Origin of the sequence: Kribbella pratensis, from assembly GCF_004365355.1 — a bacterium.
Taxonomy (GTDB): domain Bacteria; phylum Actinomycetota; class Actinomycetes; order Propionibacteriales; family Kribbellaceae; genus Kribbella.
Genome location: NZ_SODP01000004.1, coordinates 197,707 through 217,137 on the forward strand (window position 1 = coordinate 197,707; position 19,431 = coordinate 217,137).

The 19,431-nt window shown below is 68.6% G+C and carries 23 protein-coding genes and 1 pseudogene; 3 read left to right on the plus strand and 21 right to left on the minus strand.

What is annotated here, in order from left to right; genetic code table 11:
- Positions 1 to 8: 8 nt before the first annotated feature.
- From EV653_RS35305 to EV653_RS35325, 5 genes are all read right to left on the minus strand, one after another.
- Positions 9 to 440, minus strand: a complete 432-nt coding sequence (locus EV653_RS35305) for a hypothetical protein (protein ID WP_134109816.1) — start codon at positions 438 to 440, stop codon at positions 9 to 11.
- A gap of 68 nt (positions 441 to 508) precedes the next feature.
- On the minus strand, positions 509 to 1,273 hold the full coding sequence (locus EV653_RS35310; RefSeq protein WP_134109818.1) for a type III pantothenate kinase: 765 nt from the start codon (positions 1,271 to 1,273) through the stop codon (positions 509 to 511).
- Positions 1,273 to 2,127, minus strand: coding sequence for a carboxylating nicotinate-nucleotide diphosphorylase (gene nadC, locus EV653_RS35315; RefSeq protein WP_134109820.1), 855 nt, complete (start codon positions 2,125 to 2,127; stop codon positions 1,273 to 1,275). The genes EV653_RS35310 and nadC overlap by 1 nt, the downstream gene beginning before the upstream one ends.
- Before the next feature lie 131 nt (positions 2,128 to 2,258).
- Positions 2,259 to 3,086: a pantoate--beta-alanine ligase gene (gene panC / locus EV653_RS35320; protein ID WP_134109822.1), complete on the minus strand. Its 828-nt coding sequence runs from the start codon at positions 3,084 to 3,086 to the stop codon at positions 2,259 to 2,261.
- Positions 3,083 to 3,967 carry a Rossmann-like and DUF2520 domain-containing protein gene (locus tag EV653_RS35325; protein ID WP_134109824.1) on the minus strand — a complete coding sequence of 295 codons (885 nt, stop codon included), beginning with the start codon at positions 3,965 to 3,967 and terminating at the stop codon, positions 3,083 to 3,085. Before EV653_RS35325 ends, panC begins: the two co-directional genes overlap by 4 nt.
- Before the next feature lie 82 nt (positions 3,968 to 4,049).
- Between EV653_RS35325 and EV653_RS35330 the strand changes: the two genes are divergently transcribed.
- Both EV653_RS35330 and EV653_RS35335 read left to right on the plus strand, forming a co-directional pair.
- Positions 4,050 to 4,604, plus strand: coding sequence for a 2'-5' RNA ligase family protein (locus EV653_RS35330; RefSeq protein WP_134109826.1), 555 nt, complete (start codon positions 4,050 to 4,052; stop codon positions 4,602 to 4,604).
- Positions 4,601 to 5,236: pseudogene (locus tag EV653_RS35335) on the plus strand (SAM-dependent methyltransferase); the annotation flags it as partial. The gene EV653_RS35330 and the pseudogene EV653_RS35335, both read left to right, overlap by 4 nt.
- A 104-nt stretch (positions 5,237 to 5,340) precedes the next feature.
- Here the strand turns inward: EV653_RS35335 and EV653_RS41830 are convergent.
- Positions 5,341 to 6,741, minus strand: coding sequence for a PH domain-containing protein (locus EV653_RS41830; protein ID WP_134109828.1), 1,401 nt, complete (start codon positions 6,739 to 6,741; stop codon positions 5,341 to 5,343).
- Between the two features lie 11 nt (positions 6,742 to 6,752).
- Positions 6,753 to 7,241 (minus strand): PH domain-containing protein, encoded by a 489-nt coding sequence (locus EV653_RS35345; protein WP_134109830.1) that lies wholly within the window; start codon positions 7,239 to 7,241, stop codon positions 6,753 to 6,755.
- Between the two features lie 26 nt (positions 7,242 to 7,267).
- Between EV653_RS35345 and EV653_RS35350 the strand changes: the two genes are divergently transcribed.
- Complete coding sequence (locus EV653_RS35350) at positions 7,268 to 8,461, plus strand: NADH-quinone oxidoreductase subunit D (protein WP_134109832.1); 1,194 nt, start codon at positions 7,268 to 7,270, stop codon at positions 8,459 to 8,461.
- A gap of 4 nt (positions 8,462 to 8,465) precedes the next feature.
- On the opposite strand, the gene EV653_RS35355 is transcribed toward EV653_RS35350, so the two are convergent.
- From EV653_RS35355 to tilS, 14 genes are all read right to left on the minus strand, one after another.
- Positions 8,466 to 9,182 (minus strand): NADPH-dependent F420 reductase, encoded by a 717-nt coding sequence (locus EV653_RS35355; RefSeq protein WP_134109834.1) that lies wholly within the window; start codon positions 9,180 to 9,182, stop codon positions 8,466 to 8,468.
- Positions 9,183 to 9,186: 4 nt separating this feature from the next.
- Positions 9,187 to 9,969: an inositol monophosphatase family protein gene (locus tag EV653_RS35360; RefSeq protein WP_134109836.1), complete on the minus strand. Its 783-nt coding sequence runs from the start codon at positions 9,967 to 9,969 to the stop codon at positions 9,187 to 9,189.
- A 47-nt stretch (positions 9,970 to 10,016) separates the two neighbouring features.
- The gene (locus EV653_RS35365; protein ID WP_134109837.1) at positions 10,017 to 10,409 is read right to left on the minus strand and encodes a hypothetical protein; all 393 of its coding nucleotides are present in this window, start codon (positions 10,407 to 10,409) and stop codon (positions 10,017 to 10,019) included.
- Between the two features lie 22 nt (positions 10,410 to 10,431).
- On the minus strand, positions 10,432 to 10,788 hold the full coding sequence (locus EV653_RS35370; protein ID WP_238160667.1) for a hypothetical protein: 357 nt from the start codon (positions 10,786 to 10,788) through the stop codon (positions 10,432 to 10,434).
- A 95-nt stretch (positions 10,789 to 10,883) separates the two neighbouring features.
- Positions 10,884 to 11,402: a DUF3180 domain-containing protein gene (locus tag EV653_RS35375; protein WP_238160668.1), complete on the minus strand. Its 519-nt coding sequence runs from the start codon at positions 11,400 to 11,402 to the stop codon at positions 10,884 to 10,886.
- Positions 11,403 to 11,404: 2 nt separating this feature from the next.
- On the minus strand, positions 11,405 to 11,962 hold the full coding sequence (gene folK / locus EV653_RS35380; RefSeq protein WP_134109843.1) for a 2-amino-4-hydroxy-6-hydroxymethyldihydropteridine diphosphokinase: 558 nt from the start codon (positions 11,960 to 11,962) through the stop codon (positions 11,405 to 11,407).
- Positions 11,959 to 12,351, minus strand: coding sequence for a dihydroneopterin aldolase (gene folB / locus EV653_RS35385; protein WP_134109845.1), 393 nt, complete (start codon positions 12,349 to 12,351; stop codon positions 11,959 to 11,961). The genes folK and folB overlap by 4 nt, the downstream gene beginning before the upstream one ends.
- Positions 12,348 to 12,824, minus strand: a complete 477-nt coding sequence (locus tag EV653_RS35390; RefSeq protein ID WP_238160669.1) for a nuclear transport factor 2 family protein — start codon at positions 12,822 to 12,824, stop codon at positions 12,348 to 12,350. The genes folB and EV653_RS35390 overlap by 4 nt, the downstream gene beginning before the upstream one ends.
- Entirely contained in the window at positions 12,821 to 13,618 is a 798-nt protein-coding gene (gene folP, locus EV653_RS35395; protein ID WP_134110962.1) for a dihydropteroate synthase, read from the minus strand. The genes EV653_RS35390 and folP overlap by 4 nt, the downstream gene beginning before the upstream one ends.
- Before the next feature lie 103 nt (positions 13,619 to 13,721).
- A complete protein-coding gene (locus tag EV653_RS35400; RefSeq protein ID WP_134109847.1) occupies positions 13,722 to 14,858 on the minus strand; it encodes a S1 family peptidase in 1,137 nt (378 codons plus the stop codon).
- 133 nt (positions 14,859 to 14,991) lie between these two features.
- Positions 14,992 to 15,564, minus strand: a complete 573-nt coding sequence (folE, locus tag EV653_RS35405; RefSeq protein ID WP_134109849.1) for a GTP cyclohydrolase I FolE — start codon at positions 15,562 to 15,564, stop codon at positions 14,992 to 14,994.
- Positions 15,565 to 15,633: 69 nt separating this feature from the next.
- On the minus strand, positions 15,634 to 17,673 hold the full coding sequence (gene ftsH, locus EV653_RS35410) for an ATP-dependent zinc metalloprotease FtsH (RefSeq protein ID WP_134109851.1): 2,040 nt from the start codon (positions 17,671 to 17,673) through the stop codon (positions 15,634 to 15,636).
- Between the two features lie 175 nt (positions 17,674 to 17,848).
- The gene (gene hpt / locus EV653_RS35415) at positions 17,849 to 18,400 is read right to left on the minus strand and encodes a hypoxanthine phosphoribosyltransferase (protein WP_130443709.1); all 552 of its coding nucleotides are present in this window, start codon (positions 18,398 to 18,400) and stop codon (positions 17,849 to 17,851) included.
- A gap of 5 nt (positions 18,401 to 18,405) precedes the next feature.
- A complete protein-coding gene (gene tilS / locus EV653_RS35420; RefSeq protein WP_166679670.1) occupies positions 18,406 to 19,422 on the minus strand; it encodes a tRNA lysidine(34) synthetase TilS in 1,017 nt (338 codons plus the stop codon).
- Between the last annotated feature and the right edge of the window lie 9 nt (positions 19,423 to 19,431).

Here is a 19,431-nt window from a genome sequence, read left to right on the forward strand (position 1 = left end):
AAAGGCATCTAAGCGGTCGCCTCGGTCGTGGCCGCCGGCGTGGGAGCACCGGCAGCGCGTCTCGCCGCCATCCCGGCAACGGCAAGCAGCACCAGCGCATTCGCACCGTGCAGCGCACCGACCACCGGCGCGGCGAACGCCGCGAAGGCGAAAGCGATCTGCAGCACGACCAGGCCGAACACGTACAGCGCCCATTTGACGCCGCCCTGGACGTGGGCGAAGAACGAGACGATCAGCAACAGCAACGCGAACAACGGGATGGCCGTCGACCCGACGATGCTGTGGACGTTGTGCCCCCAGTTGCCGTCGTAGTTCTTGTCGATCACCAGACCGTCGTCCACGTCCTTCAGCGCCGTGAACCAGCCGACCGCGATGGCCATCGCCTGAACCACGACACCGATGGCGATCAGACCTGCGAGTACCCGATAGACAGCTCTCATGGTTTCCCCCCAAAGTAGCTGGACTCATCGTGATCCAGATCACCTCGAGGGCACAAGGGGTTAAAGGGTCAGCCGTGGTTCCGGGCGTACGCCTGGTACAGACCGTGCAGCGTCAGCAACGGTTCGTCGCGGACCGGCGTGGTCAGCTGGCCGACCAGCAGCGGAGCCAGCGCGCCGGTGAGGACGACCGGACTGTCCGCGTTCAGAGACTGTTCGGTCCGGATCCGTGCGACCAGGCCGTCGACCAGCGCGGCGAAGCCGTGAATCGCACCGGATTGCAGTGCCTCGACCGTGTTCTTCGCTACCACCGATCGCGGCCGGACCAGCTCGACGCGGCGCAGCTGCGCGGCGGCAGACCCGAGCGCGTCGGTCGCGGTTTCGATGCCTGGGGCAATCACTCCGCCGATGAAGGCGCCGGCCGGGTTGACCACGTCGATCGTGATCGCCGTACCGACATCGACGACCAGGCAGGGCGCGCCGTACGTGTGCACCGCCGCGAGCGCGTTCGCGATCCGGTCCGTGCCGACCTCGCGCGGGTTGTCGACGAGCACCGGCAGTCCGGTCTTCACGCCCGGCTCGACAACGACGCTCGGCACGTCCCGGTAGTACCGCGCGACGACGTCCCGCAACTCGTGCAGAACGTGCGGTTCGGCGGAACACACGGCGATCCCGGACACCGGCGACTCACCGGCGAGCAGGCCCTGCAACAGCACGGCCCACTCGTCCGCCGTACGCCGTGGGTCCGTGCCGACCCACCAATGCCGCTTGACCGTGCCTTCGAACACCAGGCCGACCAGCGTCCTGGTGTTCTCGACGGCGACGGCCAGCAACATCAGGCCTCCCGGAGGTCCAGGGCGATATCGAGCACGGGAGCCGAGTGGGTCAGCGCACCGACCGCGAGGAAGTCGACCCCGGTCTCGGCGACCGCCCGGGCCTTGTCCAGCGTCAGTCCGCCCGAGGCCTCGAGCCGCGCGCGGCCGCCGACCTTCTCCACGGCTTCGCGCAGCAGCGGGATGTCCATGTTGTCGAGCAGGATCAGCTCGGCGCCGGACTCCACGGCGATCAACGCGTCGTCGACCGAGTCGACCTCAACCTCGATGGAGATATCCGGGTACGCCTTGCGCACCAGCCGGTACGCCTCCGCGACGCCGCCGGCCGCGATCACGTGGTTGTCCTTGATGAGCGCCGCATCCGAGAGCCCCATCCGGTGGTTCTTCCCGCCGCCGCAGCGGACGGCGTACTTCTCCAGGGTGCGCAGCAGGGGCATCGTCTTGCGGGTGTCGCGGATGACCGCGCCGGTGCCCGCGACTGCGTCAACCCAGCGCCGGGTCAGTGTGGCGACACCGCTCAGGTGGCACAGCAGGTTCAGTGCGGTGCGCTCGGCGGTGAGCAGCTGACGGGTCTTGCCGCGGATCGTCATCAGGATGGCGCCGGCCCGCACGGACGCGCCGTCCCGAACGGAGTACTCGATCTCGAGCTCGTCCGGTGCGGCGACCAGCCGCAGGACGAGCTCGGCGATCTCCAGCCCGGCCACCACTCCGTCGGTGCGCGCGACCAGCTCGGCGACCGAGATCTGGTCCGGATCGATGGTGGCCGTGGTGGTCACGTCGACGCCCCCGGCGAGGTCCTCCTCGATGGTTGCCCGCACGAGGTCAACGACCCACTCCCGGTCGACTGTCTCATCCATGCCGGTGATTCTCCTCGGAAACGTGGGGAACGAACGTGGCCTGCGGCACAGCCCGCTCGGCCAGGCAGCCGGGTTCAGGCGCGGCCGACCGTTGGGGGACCGCGGTCATTCGGCGACCGTATCAACCGATTTCATCGAAGGGTGATGGAAATGTTGTCAATGAGACGGGTCAGACCGACCCGGGCGGCGATCAGCATGCGCGCCTCCCCCGGCCCGATGACAGGACCCAGATCGGGCGCGCGGAGGGCCAGGTAGTCGATCTTCACCGACGGAACAGCCTCCAACTCGGCCTGGGCGGCGGTCATCACCGCATCCGGGCCGTTCATCCCGGCCTTCGCACCGGCGCTCAGCGCGCGGTACAGCACCAGCGCCTCGTCACGCTCGGTCTCGCTCAGGTACCGGTTGCGTGAGGACATCGCGAGCCCGTCCGGCTCGCGCACGGTCGGCACCGGCACGATGTCGACGTCCATGTCCAGGTCGCACACCATCTCGCGGATCAGCGTCAGCTGCTGGTAGTCCTTCTCACCGAACAGCGCCAGATCGGGCGCGGTCAGGTGCAGCAGCTTCGACACCACGGTCAGTACGCCGGAGAAGTGCCCGGGCCGAAACACCCCTTCCAGCTCGTCGGCCAGCGGCCCCGGGTGCACGGTGATCGACGGCTCGTTCGGGTACAGCTCGTCGCGCGACGGGTTGAAGACCAGGTCGACACCCTCGTTCTTCGCGATCGCCAGGTCGCTGGCCAGCGTCCGCGGGTACCGGTCGAAGTCCTCCGACGGCCCGAACTGCAACGGGTTCACGAAGATCGTCAGCACCACGCTGCCGTCCGGTCCGACCCGCTCGCGAGCCTCGGCCAGCAACGCCGCGTGGCCCTCGTGCAGGGCGCCCATCGTCATCACGACCGCCCGGGGCCGGATCGCGGCCGCTGCTCGCAGTTCGGCCTTGGTCTGGGTGAGTCTCATCGCGGTGTCTCCCCTGTCCGATCCTGCCCTGGGACCCCTGCCCGGTGCCCGTCCAGCACCTGCGTGAACCGGCGGGCCGTCTCCGCGTCCAGCCGCCCGTCCGCCTCCACGATCTCCACCGTCGCGCGGGCCAGCTCGGCGTACGTCGTCGCCGTGCGGTCCCGCAGTACCTGTAGTCCCTGTAGTGCTGTCAGATGTGCTGCCACCGTGTCGACGTCGCCGCGGGCGATCGGCCCGGTGAGCGCATGATGACCGGATCGCAGCGTGTTGTCGAGGGTTGCGGCCAGCAACGGCTGTAGCGTCGCCACCGGATCGGCCACGCCGGCCTCCCGCAGTACGCCGATCGCCTGGGAGACCAACGTGGTCAGGTGGTTCGCACCGTGCACCAGACCGGCGTGGTACAGCGCTCGCTGCTCGTCGGCTACCCACTGCACCTGTGCACCCAGCGACTTCACCAATCGCTCGACAACCGGCCTGGCCGCGTCGGGAGCGGTTGCGGTGAACATGACGTCGTCCAGCTGCACCGGACCGCCGGGAAAGGTCATCGAGGGGTGCAAGGCGACCGGTGTCGCAGCCAGACCTTCGAGTGGGCTCAGCCCGTGCGCGCCGGACAGGTGTACGACGTACTGCGCGCCGGTCAACGGCAGCGTGTGCGCCACGTCCCGGATCAGGTCGTCCGGTACGGCGACCAGTACGACGTCGGCGCGCTGGGTGACCTCGTCGGCGGTCAGCACCGGCACAGCGGGCAGTAGCTGGGCAACGCGGTCCCGGGACGCGTCCGAACGCGCCGTCACTCCGACCAACCGATACCCGGCTGCCGCCAAGGCTGCTCCCACGGCGGTCCCGGCCCGGCCGGCTCCGATCAAGCCGATCCGTTCCATCACTCACTCTCTTCTCGTTCCAGTCCCGCGGCGGGGTACCAGACGATCTACTTGTCAGAGTAGGTGATGAGAGCATGGCTCGGTGAGCGATGCGTGGGCAGCACGGAGCGGATTGACGGCGATTCTGATCACAGTGCCCGAGCTGGCGGCGTATACCGATCGTTGGCGTTCGGTGTCACGGTCGACAGCTCGACCCCAGGTGCCACTGACGGAGCTGATCCCACCGCATGTGACTGTGCTGGTTCCGTGGGTTGCCGAGCCCAGCGACGCCGACATTGCTCGCCTACGGTCCGCTGTTTCGTCCATCGAGCCTTTTGAGCTCAGCTTCCCGACCGCTGGTCAGTTCCCGAACGGCACGGCCTGGCTGAAGCCGGAACCGTTCGACACCGTCCGCTCTTTACTTCACAGCGTGTTCGCAGCCTTCCCGGAGTGCCCGCCGTACGGCGGTGAGTTCCCGGACGTGCATCCGCATCTGACGATCTCGTCGTCCACGCAGGGCGGCCCGGCCGTGGTCGCCGAGGCGCAGGCCGCTCTGGCCGCGACACCGGCCCCGACTATCCAGCTGACTGAGCTGGGACTGTGGCGTGAGGACACGGACGGGGCATGGCACCAGTTCGGCGCCGTACCGCTCGGATGAGCTTCCGAGCAGCTTGGCAGCAGGCCCTCTACGGCCCCGACGGCTTCTACCGCCGGGAGCGCCCGGCCGCCCATTTCCGTACGTCGGTGCACGCGTCGACGCTCTTCGGGCAGGCCATCGCCCGCCTCGCTCATCTGCTCGATTTGGACGAGGTCGTGGACATCGGCGCCGGGTCCGGCGAACTGGGCAAGGTACTCCGCGCCGACGGCCTCACCGTCCTGGACATCGAACTGGACGACGAGCTCCCCGAGCGCCTGTCCGGGTTGGTGATCGCCAACGAGTGGCTCGACAACATCCCGTGCGAGGTCGTCGAGTGGGACGACGAAGGCATGCCGCGTTACCTGCTCGCCGACGCCACTCCAGGGCCCGTTGTCAAAGGCAACGATCTGGCCTGGCTCGACCGCTGGTGGCCCGGTACGCCGGGTGATCGGGCTGAAATCGGAGCCGCTCGTGACGAGTCCTGGGCCGGCGTGATCGACCGCCTTGCGCCGGGGAGTGTCGCCGTTGCGATCGACTACGGTCACCTGAGAGCAGCCAGGCCGCCGTACGGGACACTGACCGGCTTCCGCAACGGCCGTGAGTGCGACCCGGTACCGGACGGCACCTGCGACATCACCGCCCACGTAGCCCTGGACTCCCTCGGCGGCACGATCGTGAGCCAGCGTGACGCACTGCGAGCCTTAGGCGTCAGCGCAACCAGACCCCCGCTCGACCTGGCGCAAGCAGAGCCGATGCGCTACCTGTCCGAGCTGTCCTCGGCCGGTGAAGCAGCTGAGCTACTGGACCCGTCCGGCCTCGGCGGGTTCGGCTGGGTCTGGACCGCGAAAGGCGCCGACACCGTACGCCGGGCCTCCCGCGCCCTGTCCGCCTGAGCCTGCACGAGCGCGGCAGCCTCCACCTGGTCGCGGTGCAACGCAATGGCGTCCGTCGGCCCGAGCGGGGTATCCACATGCACGTTGGCCAGTCCCAGCCGGCGCTGCAGCGGTCCCTGCTCCATTCGCACGGATTGCGTCTTGTGGTGCAGCACGATCGACGTACGGCGACTCACCCAGCCTCGCGTGGTGACCATGACCTGGTCGTCCACGCCGTACGTCAGGTAGCGCCAGCCGATCGGACGCAGCCACTTGGCCCGCTCCGGCGCCACGTGCATCTGGATACCGGCCAGATCGAATCCAGGCAGCACCCGGGAGAGCACGTAGGCCACCTCGGTACGCTCACCCACCGGCAGCAACTGCGCGCCCTCGTGGTCGTTGTCACCGTCGTCCTTCTGACCAGCCACGCCCGCGATGTCCAGCTCGACCCGCGCCCAGCCGATCAGCCGCCAGATCACCGGCTCGGTGATCAGCAGGCCCTGCACCCGCCCCGGCGGGATCGTCTGCCGCTGTACGTCGAACAGCCCACGCTTGGTCCGCAGACCGTGGCTGGTGTCGGACAGGGTGAATCCGTGGTTGCCGACGACCTGCTTCCAGATCGGCTGCACCACACCGAGCAGCAGCGGCAGACCGGCGAACAGACCGATGTGGAAGTTCAGCACCATGGTCGCGACGATCAGCCAGATCAGTGCGCCGGCACTACCCACGACGGTCGACGACAGCAGGGTCGCACCGAGCAGGCGGGTGGTCGGGACAGTGAGCAGCGGCGGAGCCTCGGCCTGTTGCTCGCTCTCCTGCTGCTCAGCGGCCTGCTGGCCCTTCGCACGGACGAGCAGCGTCGTACGGAGCTCCTGCGCCTCGTCGTACCTGAAGTAGCTCAGCCTGCCGTCGCTCTTGCCGCCCCCGGCCACATCCATCCGCAGCTCGGCCATGCCGAACAGCCGCGCCACGAACGGCTGCGCGACGTCGATCGCCTGGATCCGGTCGAACCGGATGATCCTGGTACGCCGGAACAGGAAGCCGCTGTCCACGCGGACCGCATCGCCGGTGAGCTGCCACTTGGTGAACCACCAGGACAGTGCGCCGAGAGCGATGCCCCCGACCAGGACGGCGGCCAGGCCGATGCCGGCGAACGTCAGGTTCTGCCGCAGACCCTCGTTGTTGACCAGCGCGACGGCCGCGACGACGAAGTACCCCCAGCCCTTGACGAACGGGGTCAGTGGGTGGAGCCGCTGCCCTACCACCTCAGCGGTTTGCTGTGTCATCGGTTCCTGGGTCACAGGCCCCACGCCTGCGCCTGACCGAGAGCGGACAGCCGGTCACGCAACCGACCGGCCTCGTCGGGGTGCAGCCCCGGGATCTTCGCGTCAGTCGCCGGCGTGGCGGTGTGCAGCTCCACGGTGGCCATCCCGTACGCACGCTCCAGCGGGCCGGCCGTCACGTCGACGAACTGCATCCGGCCGTACGGCACGACAACCAGCTCGCGGAACATGATCCCGTGGCTGACCAGCAGCTCGTCCTCGCGTTCGGCGTACCTCCAGGACCGCTGGTTGCGCCCGATCAGGATCCACGCCCAGGCGAGCGCGAGCGCGATCACCACCACCGCGAGCACGCCGTACAGCCAGCCCAGCGTCAGTCCGAGCGCGAGCAGCGCGACGATCGCAGCCAGTCCCGCCACGATCGACGCGTTCAGCCGACGGAGCGTCGCCAGCTTGGGCGAGACCCGCGTCCAACTGACATCCGAGGGTGCGAAGAGGTCATCCACGTACCCAGCCTGTCACGATAGGGGGCATGAGCACGGAAAGAGTCGTCGGAGTCGGGACCGGAGCTGCCGGATTCGACCCTGCTTATGAGCGTGGTGGAGCCGGATCGGACCTGCCGACCACCGACATGGTGCTCAACATCGGTCCGCAGCACCCGGCCACCCACGGGGTACTGCGGTTGCGGCTCACGCTCGACGGCGAACGGATCGTGAGCTGCGAGCCGATCATCGGCTACATGCACCGCGGCGCCGAGAAGCTGTTCGAGGTCCGCGACTACCGGCAGATCATCGTGCTGGCGAACCGGCACGACTGGCTGTCGGCGTTCGCGAACGAACTCGGCGTCGTGATCGCGGTCGAGCGGATGATGGGACTCGAGGTGCCGGACCGGGCGGTCTGGCTGCGGACCCTGCTGGCGGAGCTGAACCGGGTGCTGAACCACCTGATGTTCCTCGGCTCGTACCCGCTCGAGCTCGGCGCGATCACGCCGGTGTTCTACGCGTTCCGCGAGCGCGAGACGATCCAGGCGGTGATGGAGGAGCTGTCCGGCGGCCGGATGCACTACATGTTCAACCGGGTCGGCGGACTCAAGGAGGACCTCCCGTACGGCTGGCTCGGTCGCGCGGCCGCCGCCTCCGCCGCGGTCCGCAAGCGCCTGCCCGATATCGAGGAGATCATCCTCGGCAACGAGATCTTCCGGGCCCGCACGATCGGCATCGGCAAACTCGCCCCCGAGCTCATCGCGCAGTACGGCGTCTCCGGCCCGATCGCCCGCGCGTCAGGTGTCGACGCCGACCTCCGCCGCGACGAGCCCTACCTCGCGTACGGCGACCTGCAGGACGTACTCCGCGTGGTCACCCGCCCCGAAGGCGACTGCTACGCGCGCTTCTCCGTGCTGCTCGAACAGGTGAAGGTCTCGCTCGACCTGGTCGACGCCTGCCTCGACAAGCTGTCTGCGATGCCGGCCGGACCGGTGAACGTACGGCTGCCGAAGATCCTCAAGGTCCCGGAGGGCCAGACGTATGCCTGGACCGAGAGCCCGCTCGGCATCAACGGCTACTACCTGGTCTCGCGCGGCGACAAGACGCCGTGGCGCTTGAAGCTCCGCTCGGCCAGCTTCAACAACATCTCCGCACTCCCGGCGCTGCTGCCCGGCACGATGATCCCCGACATGATCGCGATCCTCGGCAGCATGTTCTTCGTCGTCGGCGATATCGACAAGTAGCGCGTCAGAACTCGCGCCCGGCCACCGGCGGCCGGTGTGCGCCCGCGATCAGTTGCACGAGACTGGCGACCGGCAGCGGCTTGCCCGGGTCGGCGTGCCCGGCGGCGCGCTGCTTCGCCGTACTCGCCTTCGACAGGTACGGCGTCACGTACGCCGCCGTCTCCGGCTCGAACCGCCAGCTCTCGCTCAGCGGACCGACGTCGACCACGTCGAACCCCAGCGTCTGGATCAGGGTCGTGGCTGCGGCCTTCGCGTCCGCGTCGTCGCCGGCGATCGGCAACGCACTGCGATCGGTCGCATCGGCGGGCCGGGCAAGCGTGACGATGTTCCGGGCGCTGATGTTGTTGAACGCCTTCACGGTGTGGGCCTCGGGCAAGTGTTCCTGCAACAGCTGCGCCGTCGTCACCAGCTCGCGGTCGAGCCGATCGATCCGGCCGTCGCGGTGCGGGTAGTAGTTCATCGTGTCCAGCACGACCTTGCCCGCGAACGGTTCGACCGGCAGTTCGGCGTACCGACCGAGCGGGATGGTCACGAGGACCCAGTCACCGGCACGGGCAGCCTCCTCGACGGTTGCGGCGCGGACGCCGAGGTCGCGGACCTTGTCGGCAAGGCTCTCCGGGCCGCGGGAGTTCGCCATCACCACGTCGAGGCCCGCGTCGACCGCGAGCCAGGCGACCACCGAGCCGATGTTCCCGCTGCCGATGATTCCGAGTGTCGACATCGCCCTAGCTCCTTGCTGCCCTCAGCAATTCCTGTAGCGGTTCGCGGATGCCGTCGGCGACGGCGAACACGCCGCGGGACTCGGGCGCATGCTCGGTGCCGTCGAGATCGAGGACGGTGACGCCGGCCTCGCGGCAGATCGCCACGCCGGCCATCGTGTCCCACGGCTTGTTGGAGAACATGATCAGCGCGTCGAAGAACCCGTTCGCCGTCCAGGTGAGCGCGGTCGCCGCCGTACCGATCATCCGCAGCCGCTGCACGCGCGGGTACAGGCGCTGGGTGAGGGCGATTCGATCGGCGTTCACCGCGTCGGCATTCGGCCCGACGGCATAGTCGCCCACGGCAACCAATGCTTCGGTCAGGTCGGTGCACTCACTGCCCCGGATCGGCTTCCCGTTGCAGGTGGCACCGAGCCCCTCCGCGGCGACGTACGTCGTACCGAGTGCCGGGTGATCGATCACGCCGGCAACGGCCCGTCCTTCGTGGATCAGGCCGAGCGAGATCGCCCAGAGCGGTACGCCGTGGATGAAGTTGACCGTGCCGTCGACCGGGTCGAGGACCCAGCGCGTGCCGTCGGTCGCGCCGCCCTCCTCCTCGCCGAGCACCCCGATCTCCGGGGTCTCCCGCTCGAGAAACGCCCGCACCTCCCGCTCCACGGCGAAGTCCACCTCGGAGGCCATGTCCCGGTCCCCCTTGGACGTCAACTCCCCGACCGCCTGCGATTGCGTCACCACCCGCCCCCGCGCCACCGCAGCCTCAGCAACCTTCAGCAACTTCGCAAGATCCACACCCCGAACCTACGCGATGCACCCCACCCCACCCCACCCGCAGACGTTCAGGCGGTGTCCAGGGCGCGGCGACGGCGCCACGCGGCGGCCGCGGCCAGGCCGCCGATCGCCAAGGCACCGACCGCCGCTGCCTGGCCGATCTTGATCGGGCAGCCCGAGGCGCAGTCGGGGATTGCGTATGGCTGGCCGGGGTTCAGTTCATGCGTTTCGTCGGCTGAGACGTACGCCTCTGTGGCCGGGAACGGGAAGCCCTCCGGGTTCAGCAGCCGGTACCAGTACAGGTCGTCCCACGCTTTGCGCCGGCATGTCACGTTCACCGACGGCGACTCGTACGGCGTCGGTCCCAGTTGCCCGATCGGCAAATGGTCCTCGTTGTAGACCGTGACATGGCCGTTCGGATCGTTCATCGTCACAGCCGGGTAGTTCGCATCGAGCCCCATGACCGCAGTATGGGCGCAGGACTCAGGATGCGGCCAGACCTCGGAGCCTGAGGTCCACGACGGTCGGCGCGTCGGCCTGGGAGTGCTTGTCGCCGGCGGCAACGACAGTGGCGACCTCTTCGTCGATCTTGTCCAGGCGCTGGTCGATCTTGTCCAGCCGGCGCTGCATCAGGTCGACGAACTCCGCGTTCTCGACCACGCGGGCGCTGGTGATCCGCGAGTACTCCTGCGCGACCTGCGCGCGCTCGTCCGAATGGGCCAGCCGCTCGACCAGCAACTGGTGGCGGAACAGGACAGCGCCGGCGATCGCGACCAGAGCTGCACCGACCGCGGCCGCCCGGAGAATCCAGGCATTCTGCGAGAAGAGCGCGACACTCACGCCCAGGCAGACAACGATCAGAGATGCGTTGGCAACGGTGAGAACGGTGGTCCTGGTTCGACGGCGGCTACCCCTTGACCCCATGGACCGACATGTTAGGGGGTCTCGTCGGGGTCCTCGGGAATGCGACACGCGCGTTCGAGCAACAATCCGGCCGTGACGACCAGCACAGAGATCACCGCCGCCGCAGCGGCCATGATCACACGGTTACGAGGACCGGAAGAGCCCATCGCTTGCAGGAACCTTAACGCGAACCCTGCGTAAACCCCGGTACACAACGCGCCGACGAAAGCGCTGGCCTTCCCGATCATCAACAGGAACACCGCACGGGACGGTTCCATCCGCTCCCGGCGGACCTGGATCCGCTGGTGGGTGTTGCGGGCGGCGGCGAACAGCAGCGCGGCCAGGAAGGCCCAGGCGATCAGCGTCAGCCACGACACCGCCGGCGCGACCCCGCCGCCGGACTCGATCGCCTGCACCACCGTGACGCCGATCGCGAGCCCGAGGACGGCGATCGCGATCAGCAGCCGGCGTGACGTCGGCCGCACCGAGCCCGGACGTGGCGGCTCCTGCTTGTCCCGGGGTGCCTGCCCCGGCTCGGGACCGCCGGACACCACTACTGCAGCTCTATGTCGAGCTTGGTCACGCCGTCGGTCCCGACCTTGGCCAGCAGCTCGGAGACCGGGCCGTGGCCCGGCAGGACGGCGTCCCGCTCGATGTCGAGCCAGGGCGCGAGCACGAACGCCCGCTCGTGCGCCCGCGGGTGCGGGATCGTCAGCTCCTCGGTCTCGATCGTCTTCTGCCCGTAGGTGATCAGGTCGACGTCGAGGGTCCGCGGCGCGCCCGGCACGCTGCGCTCCCGGCCGAACGCCTGCTCGATCGCCTGGGCGCGCTCGAGCAGCAGGTCGACGGCCAGCGTGGTGTCGGCGAGCAGGACGATGTTCAGGTACGGGCCGGACTCCTCCGGGCCGCCGATCGGCTGGGTCTCGTACACCGGCGAGACCTCGACCACGACGACGTCCGGGGTGTCCCGCAGCGCATCAACCGCGCCCTGCAGGTTCGCCTCACGGTCGCCGAGGTTGCTGCCGAGCGACAGGATCAGCTGGCGGATCGGCTTCAGACCACCGCTCAGGGTGTCCGCGTCGATGACGTGGGGACTAGGGGTCTCAGTCACGAGGATTCTCCGGCTCTGCGCTGCACGGTCAGGACAACGTCGTCGAACGGCACCGAGATCGGCGCCGAGGGTTTGTGGATGGTGACCGCCGTCGCTGTCACCCGCTTGTCGGCGAGGCAGAGATCGGCGATGCGCTGGGCGAGGGTCTCGATCAGATCCACCGGGTCGGTCTCGATCGCCCGGTGCACCTGCTCGGCCACCACCCCGTAGTTCACAGTGTCGGCCAGGTCGTCGGAGGCCGCGGCGGACCGGGTGTCCAGCTCCAGCCGGACGTCCACGACGAACTCCTGCCCGTCGGCCCGCTCGTGCTCGAACACCCCGTGACGCCCGAAACCACGGATGCCCCGGATCTCGATCACATCAGGAGGAAATACAACGGGACCGCTCATTCCGCCTCCTCCTGTCGGCCCCCAGACGACGACAGTACCGGGGAGGCATGGTGGATCCACAACCGCCAGCCGGTGGAAGTTCGACGGAAAACGTTGGTGGCGAGCGCCTTGCCACCCGCGAAGCCGTCCTCGGGGGCACCCTCACCCGAGGACAGGACATTCTCCGTACACGTGACGTATGCCACGTCTTCATCCACCCGGACCTGCACATCGGTCAGGAAGAACTGGATGTACGGCGTGTTCGCGAAGATCATCGCCCACGCCCGCATCATCTCGGCGTACCCGGAGATCGCCGCGTTGCCCGGGTGGATGCAGACCGGATCCGGCTCCGGCAGCCAGACGGCCGCCATCAGGTCCAGGTCGCCGGCCTCGAACGCGTTGTAGAACGCGGTGTTCGCATTCAGTACGACGTCCTCGACGGTGGCACCGCGCGCACCATCGCCACCGGTGCCCTGCCGCGGTCCGTCCGTCATACCGTTCCCCATCTCTTCGCCACTCTGACCGCGTCCGCGTTCGGTGCCACCGCGTGCGCCCTGACACACCAGGCACCCGCTGCGGCGGCCAGGGCGGTCACGGCCACGCTCGCGTCGTCTCGTCGTACGGCCGGTCTGGGTTCGCCGGTCTGCTCGTCGGCGAGCAGCCTACCGAGGAACGTCTTCCGGGACGCACCGATCAGTAACGGTCTTTCCAGGACGGCGAATTCCCGCAGCCGGCGCAGGATCTCCCAGTTGTGGTTCGCGTTCTTGGCGAAACCGAGCCCCGGGTCGAGCGCGACCCGGTTCAGGTCGATGCCGGCCTGCCGCAGTACCTCGAGCCGCTCGCCCAGCTCGGCGATCACCTCGGCGACGACATCGTCGTACTCGGCCCGGTTCTGCATGTCGATCGAGTGCCCGCGCCAGTGCATGCACAGATACGGCGTTCTGCGCTCGGCCACCAGCGGGAGCATGTCCGGATCGGCCTGGCCGCCGGACACGTCGTTGATCATCGTGGCGCCCGCGTCGAGCATCAGCTCCGCGACGCCGGCCCGCATCGTGTCGACGGAGATGATCGCGCCTTCGGCCGCGAGGGTCTCGATCACCGGGAGGACGCGGCGAATCTCCTCCTCGGGCGACGGCCGGACTGCGCCCGGCCGCGTCGACTCACCGCCGACGTCCAGAAGATCGGCGCCTTCGGCCAGCAACTCACGTCCGTGCTTGATCGCCGCGGCCGGCTCGAACCACTCACCGCCGTCCGAGAACGAGTCCGGCGTCACGTTCACGACGCCCATGACGAGACACCGGTCGACCACCGGCAGCCCGTCCACGTGAACCCGCTCGAGATCCTTCACCAGACCACCGTAGTGGCCCGCACCCCCAGTCTGTCGCCTGGGCTCAGTTGGCGAGGATCAGCCGGGACTGGGTGGACTGCAGAACCTCGGCGATGGGCTGCGAGTAGGACTCGTTGGTCTGGCCGGACTTCTCCAGGCACTGGCCGTTGAGCAGGGCCGCGCCGCTGGTGATCCCCTGGGCGTAGTTGCCGGTCATGTTGGCGCCGCCGGAGTCGCCCGCCTCCACGCAGGCGGTGTGCTGGAACAGCCCGCGGACGATGCGGTTGTTGCCGTAGTTCACCGTGACGTTCCGCGCGACGATCCGCCCGCAGGTCCAGCCGGTGCTCTTGCCGGACTTGCACAGCGTCGATCCGATGGTGGCGTCCGCGAGCCCCTTGACCGCGACGTTGCCGGCGCCCCAGCCCTCGACGTACCCCTGCTGGTCCCAGCCCTCGATCACGCCGACCGAGCCGAAGTCGTTGCCGGGGAAGCTCGAGGTGTACGTGTTGCCGAGGACGTAGCCGTTCCGGGAGAACGACGGCTTGCCCGCCGTGCAGTGCCCGGCGGTGAGGAAGATCCGGGTGCCCTTGCGGGTCCGGGCGTTGAAGCCGAGCGAGCATACATACCCGGTGTTCTTGTCGACCTGGACGCCGCCGCGAAGGCTGAAGTCGTCCGCGGTCGGGCGGATCGTCCCCGTCACCTGGCGGACCGTGACCCGCTCGCCGTTCGCCATCGCGCGGGACAGGAAGCGGTTGGTGATCGAGTCGTGCGCGTCCTTCGGCACCGAGACGACCACGGTCCCCGAGACGGGATCGACGTACCACGACCGCACCTTGCCGGCGCTCGACGTCATGGCCAGCTTGTTCAGCTCACCCTGCACGGCGTTCAGCTGGCTAGCGGTGAACCGGACCAGGCGCGGGATCGCGCCGATCTGACGGACCAGCTCGGCCGTCGCGACATCCGACACGGCGACGATCAGCTCGCCGGAGTTGTCGTAGTAGCTGCCCACCACACCCGAATCGGACCCGAGCCGCGACTCCAAGGTCTCCGCCACCAGCGGGTCCTCGGTCTGCTTGGGGGAACTCTTCTGAGTAGTCCTGCTCCGCGTGTCCGCGGTGGCCCAGTTCGCTGCGACCAGCCCGCCGGCCGTCAGGACGACGACCCCGGCAAGTGCGGCGCCGACCCGGAAACGCCCCGACATCCTGTCCTCCTCACACCGGCACTCTGGTCCCCGTTGGCCGAGTGCCACTACGGAAAGTAAACGCTCAGCGACAGAATGTCCATAGTCCCGGACTCTCAAACTCCAACGAGGGCCAGGGGCCGGGGGCTACGCCTCAGCCGACGATCAGGCTCATCGCCTCCGCGCGCGTGACGGGATTGCGCAGCTGGCCACGAACCGCGGAGGTGATCGTCTTCGCGCCCGGTTTCCGGACACCGCGCATGGTCATGCAGAGGTGCTCGCACTCGATCACCACGATCACGCCGCGCGGCTCGAGGATCTCGACCAGCGATTCGGCGACCTGGGTGGTCAGCCGTTCCTGGATCTGCGGTCGTTTCGCGTACACGTCGACCAGTCGGGCCAGTTTCGACAGCCCGGTGATGCGTCCGTCCCGGCTCGGGATGTACCCGACGTGCGCGACGCCGGTGAACGGGACGAGGTGATGCTCACAGATGCTCCAGACCTCGATGTCCTTCACCAGGACCATCTCGTCGTGCTCGAGCGCGAACGTGGTCGTCAGGACGTCCTCGGCGGTCTGGCCGAGCCCGGCGGTGATCTCGGCGTACGACCGCGCCACCCGGTCCGGTGTGTCCCGCAGGCCCTCGCGGTCCGGGTCCTCCCCGATCGCGAACAGCAGCTCGCGGATGGCGTTCGCCGCCCGCTCGTGGTCGAAATTCGGTGAAGTCATCCGGCCACTGTAAATTTCGACGCCACAAACAGCGACGCCGCCACCCGGTGGGTGGCGGCGTCGCAGGTGTCACTGCTTGTTCGGCGGGGTCGGCCCGCTGCCGTAGTCCGTCGGCCGGATGGCCTCGTCCGGACCGACCGAACCGCCCGGCAGCACGTCGTGGAGCGAACCGTTCTGCTCGGCGCGGCCGTTGCTGCCGGTCGGCATCACCGGCGGCTGGTCCGACGGCACCCGGGTGGACGAGCCGGTCCAGGCCGGCCGGCGCTCCCGCATGATCACCGGCTCGAAGATCCGGGCGATCTGGTGCTTGTCCAGCGTCTCCTTCTCGAGCAGCTCCTCGACCAGGTGGTCCAGCACCGCGCGGTTGTCGACCAGGATGTCGAAGGCCTCCTGATGCGCGTTCAGGATCAGCTTGCCGACCTCCTCGTCGACCGCGGCCGCGATCTCCTCGGAGTAGTTCCGCTGGCTGCCGAAGTCGCGGCCCAGGAACGGCTCGCTGCCGTCCTGGCCGAACTTGATCGCGCCGAGCCGCTCGGTCATGCCGTACTGCGTGACCATCGCCCGGGCCAGCGCCGACGCCTTCTCGATGTCGTTGCTCGCGCCGGTGGTCGGGTCGTGGAAGACCATCTCCTCGGCGGCGCGGCCACCGAGCATGTAGGCCAGCTTGTCCAGCATCTCCGACCGGGTGGTCGAGTACTTGTCCTCGTCCGGCATCACCATCGTGTAGCCGAGCGCGCGGCCACGCGGCAGGATCGTCACCTTCTGCACCGGGTCGGAGTGCGGCAGCGCGGCGGCGACCAGGGCGTGCCCGCCCTCGTGGTACGCCGTGAGCACCTTCTCCTTGTCCGACATCAGCCGGGTCCGGCGCTGCGGGCCGGCGATGACGCGGTCGATCGCCTCGTCCAGCGCGCGGTTGTCGATGATCTGCGCGTTCGACCGCGCGGTCAGCAGGGCCGCCTCGTTCAGCACGTTGGCCAGGTCGGCACCGGTCATACCCGGCGTCCGGCGGGCGACGGCGACCAGGTCGACGTCGGGCGCCATCGGCTTGCCGCGGGAGTGCACCTTGAGGATCTTCTCCCGGCCGGGCAGGTCCGGCGCGTCGACGGCGATCTGCCGGTCGAAGCGGCCGGGCCGCAGCAGTGCCGGGTCGAGGACGTCGGGCCGGTTGGTGGCCGCGATCAGGATCACACCGCCGCGGACGTCGAAGCCGTCCATCTCGACCAGCAACTGGTTCAGCGTCTGCTCGCGCTCGTCGTGTCCACCGCCGAGGCCCGCGCCACGGTGCCGGCCGACGGCGTCGATCTCGTCGATGAACACGATCGCCGGGGCGTTCGTCTTGGCCTGCTCGAACAGGTCGCGGACGCGGGAGGCGCCGACACCGACGAACATCTCGACGAAGTCCGAACCGGAGATCGAGTAGAACGGCACGCCGGCCTCACCGGCGACTGCGCGGGCCAGCAGGGTCTTACCGGTACCGGGCGGGCCGTAGAGCAGGACGCCCTTCGGGATCTTCGCTCCGACCGCCTGGAACTTGCCGGGCTCCTGCAGGAACTCCTTGATCTCGCCGAGCTCCTCGACCGCCTCGTCGACGCCGGCCACATCGGCGAACGTCGTCTTCGGGGTGTCCTTGGTGATCAGCTTGGCCTTCGACTTGGCGAAGCTCATCACCCGGGAGCCGCCGCCCTGCATCGAGTTCATCAGGAAGATGAACACGACCGCGATCAGCAGGAACGGGATCAGCGTGGAGAACACCTGGCCGATGAAGCTCGGCTTCGGGTTCTCGACGTCGTACCGCTCGATCTTGCCGTCCTGGAACAGGGACTGCAGGTCGGCGCCGAGGGTCTCGGCCTGGCCGTCGACCCAGTGCGCCCGGAGCTTGGTGCCGTCGGTCTTCTCGACCCGGATCTCCTGGTCCGGATCGATCAGCGTCACCGACTTGATCGTCTTGTCGCTCGACGACTTGGCCTGCTGGATCAGTTGCACGACCTGGCCGGTGGCCTCGGTCTTGTACCCGGTCGAGCCGGTCAGGAGCTGCCCGATCACCAGTACGCCCAGGAAGGCGACGACGATCCAGAACAGGGGTCCGCGGAAGATGCGCTTCACGTCCATGATCGAGGCCTAAGCCCCGTCCCTCCTAGCTCGGCAGGCCCGGGTATGGCGGGCTTGTGACGGTAATACCAGTCCAAGTGTCTCGTGTCGCACAAGACAACACAGCACGAGGGTCACCAAAGGACAGTACGACCCGTTGTACAGGCCGTCACCAAGTCTGCCTTGTGGGAGCCGGTCAGGAGTAGACGTGCGGGGCCAGAGTGGCCACACAGCGCAGGTTCCGGTACTTCTCCGCGTAGTCCAGCCCGTAGCCGACGACGAATTCGTCCGGCAGCTCCAGGCCGACGTACTTCACCGGGACCCGCATCTTGGCTGCGTCCGGCTTCACGAACGCGGTGCACAGCTCCAGCGAGGCCGGCTTGCGTGACTCCAGGTTGCTGACCAGCCAGCTCAGCGTGAGCCCGGTGTCGATGATGTCCTCGACGATCAGCACGTGCCGGTTGGTGATGTCGGTGTCCAGGTCCTTCTGGATCCGCACCACACCCGACGACTTGGTCCCCGAGCCGTACGACGAGATGGCCATCCAGTCCATCTCCACGTGCCGGCTGAACGACCTGGCCAGGTCGGCCATCACCATCACCGCACCGCGCAGGACACCGACCAGCAACAGGTCCTTGCCCTCGTAGTCGGCCTCGATCCGCGCTGCCAGCTCCCGCAGCTTCGCGAGGATCTGGTCCTCGGTGTAATGGATCTTGGTCAGGTCCTTCTCGATGTCCGCCGCATCCACGGCCCTCAGCCTGTCACATCAGGACCGAGGATGATGAATCCGCCCTTGCGGATCGCCCGGATCCCCTGTGGTAGGTCGATCCAGCGCTGGCCGCGCCAGTCGGTCACCAGCGCGTCGACGGACGCGACGTGTCCCGCGGTGAGGTCCGTGGCCCGACAGCCGGCTTCCAGCGCGGCCTGCCGCAGCACCCGCGTGCGGATCGCAGCGGGCTCGTCGGTCAGTACGCCGATGTCCGCGCGCACCTCGCCCTCGGCGCGACTCAGTGCGGTCTCGGCAACATCCGCAGCCAGCAGATCGAGCGCATCGGCGTCCGCCCGCAGCAGTCCCGCCGTACGGGCCAGCGCCTCGACCACACCAGGCCCCAGGGCTTCCTCCAGCACCGGCAGCACCTCGTGCCGCACCCGCACCCGTGTGTACTGCGGATCGTCGTTGTGCGGGTCGTGCCACGGCCGAAGCCCCGACGCGATACACGCCGCCGCCGTAGTGGCCCGCGGTACTTCTAGAAACGGCCGCCGGAGCAGTCCGACCGCCGGGGCCATCCCAGCCAGCGACCGCGCCCCCGATCCGCGCCCGAGCCCGAGCAGGACAGTCTCGGCCTGGTCATCACGGGTGTGGGCCAGCAGTACGACGTCCGCTGCCAGCTCATCCGCCGCGTCCCGCAGGGCGTCGTACCGTGCAGCCCGCGCCGCAGCCTCCGGACCGCCGTCGCTGCCGACCTCCACCGCACGCACCTGGACAGGCTCGAGCCCGAGCGTCCTGCACTGCTCCGCTGCGGTCTCAGCAACGTGTGCGGAGTCCGGCTGCAGACCGTGGTCGACGACGATCGCTCCGGCCCGCAGACCGAGCTTCGGCGCCTCGAAGGCGGTCGCGGCGGCAAGGGCGAGCGAATCCGTGCCGCCGGAGCAGGCGACCAGCACAGTGGTCCCCTGAGGCAGCTCGGCGAGCGTCGCCCGCACCGCCTCCCGGGCGCGGGCTATGGCCGGGTGCAGCTTCCCGCGTCTGCGCTCGACCAGCTCCTCCATAGCGAACCC

Excerpts from the sequence above, each read along its gene's own strand:
- EV653_RS35305 (WP_134109816.1), bottom strand. The coding sequence starts at position 440 with ATGAGAGCTGTCTATCGGGTACTCGCAGGTCTGATCGCCATCGGTGTC.
- EV653_RS35310 (WP_134109818.1), bottom strand. The coding sequence starts at position 1,273 with ATGTTGCTGGCCGTCGCCGTCGAGAACACCAGGACGCTGGTCGGCCTG.
- nadC (WP_134109820.1), bottom strand. The coding sequence starts at position 2,127 with ATGGATGAGACAGTCGACCGGGAGTGGGTCGTTGACCTCGTGCGGGCA.
- panC (WP_134109822.1), bottom strand. The coding sequence starts at position 3,086 with ATGAGACTCACCCAGACCAAGGCCGAACTGCGAGCAGCGGCCGCGATC.
- EV653_RS35325 (WP_134109824.1), bottom strand. The coding sequence starts at position 3,967 with ATGGAACGGATCGGCTTGATCGGAGCCGGCCGGGCCGGGACCGCCGTG.
- EV653_RS41830 (WP_134109828.1), bottom strand. The coding sequence starts at position 6,741 with ATGACACAGCAAACCGCTGAGGTGGTAGGGCAGCGGCTCCACCCACTG.
- EV653_RS35350 (WP_134109832.1), top strand. The coding sequence starts at position 7,268 with ATGAGCACGGAAAGAGTCGTCGGAGTCGGGACCGGAGCTGCCGGATTC.
- EV653_RS35355 (WP_134109834.1), bottom strand. The coding sequence starts at position 9,182 with ATGTCGACACTCGGAATCATCGGCAGCGGGAACATCGGCTCGGTGGTC.
- EV653_RS35365 (WP_134109837.1), bottom strand. The coding sequence starts at position 10,409 with ATGGGGCTCGATGCGAACTACCCGGCTGTGACGATGAACGATCCGAAC.
- folB (WP_134109845.1), bottom strand. The coding sequence starts at position 12,351 with ATGAGCGGTCCCGTTGTATTTCCTCCTGATGTGATCGAGATCCGGGGC.
- EV653_RS35390 (WP_238160669.1), bottom strand. The coding sequence starts at position 12,824 with ATGACGGACGGACCGCGGCAGGGCACCGGTGGCGATGGTGCGCGCGGT.
- folP (WP_134110962.1), bottom strand. The coding sequence starts at position 13,618 with ATGGGCGTCGTGAACGTGACGCCGGACTCGTTCTCGGACGGCGGTGAG.
- EV653_RS35400 (WP_134109847.1), bottom strand. The coding sequence starts at position 14,858 with ATGTCGGGGCGTTTCCGGGTCGGCGCCGCACTTGCCGGGGTCGTCGTC.
- folE (WP_134109849.1), bottom strand. The coding sequence starts at position 15,564 with ATGACTTCACCGAATTTCGACCACGAGCGGGCGGCGAACGCCATCCGC.
- ftsH (WP_134109851.1), bottom strand. The coding sequence starts at position 17,673 with ATGGACGTGAAGCGCATCTTCCGCGGACCCCTGTTCTGGATCGTCGTC.
- tilS (WP_166679670.1), bottom strand. The coding sequence starts at position 19,422 with ATGGAGGAGCTGGTCGAGCGCAGACGCGGGAAGCTGCACCCGGCCATA.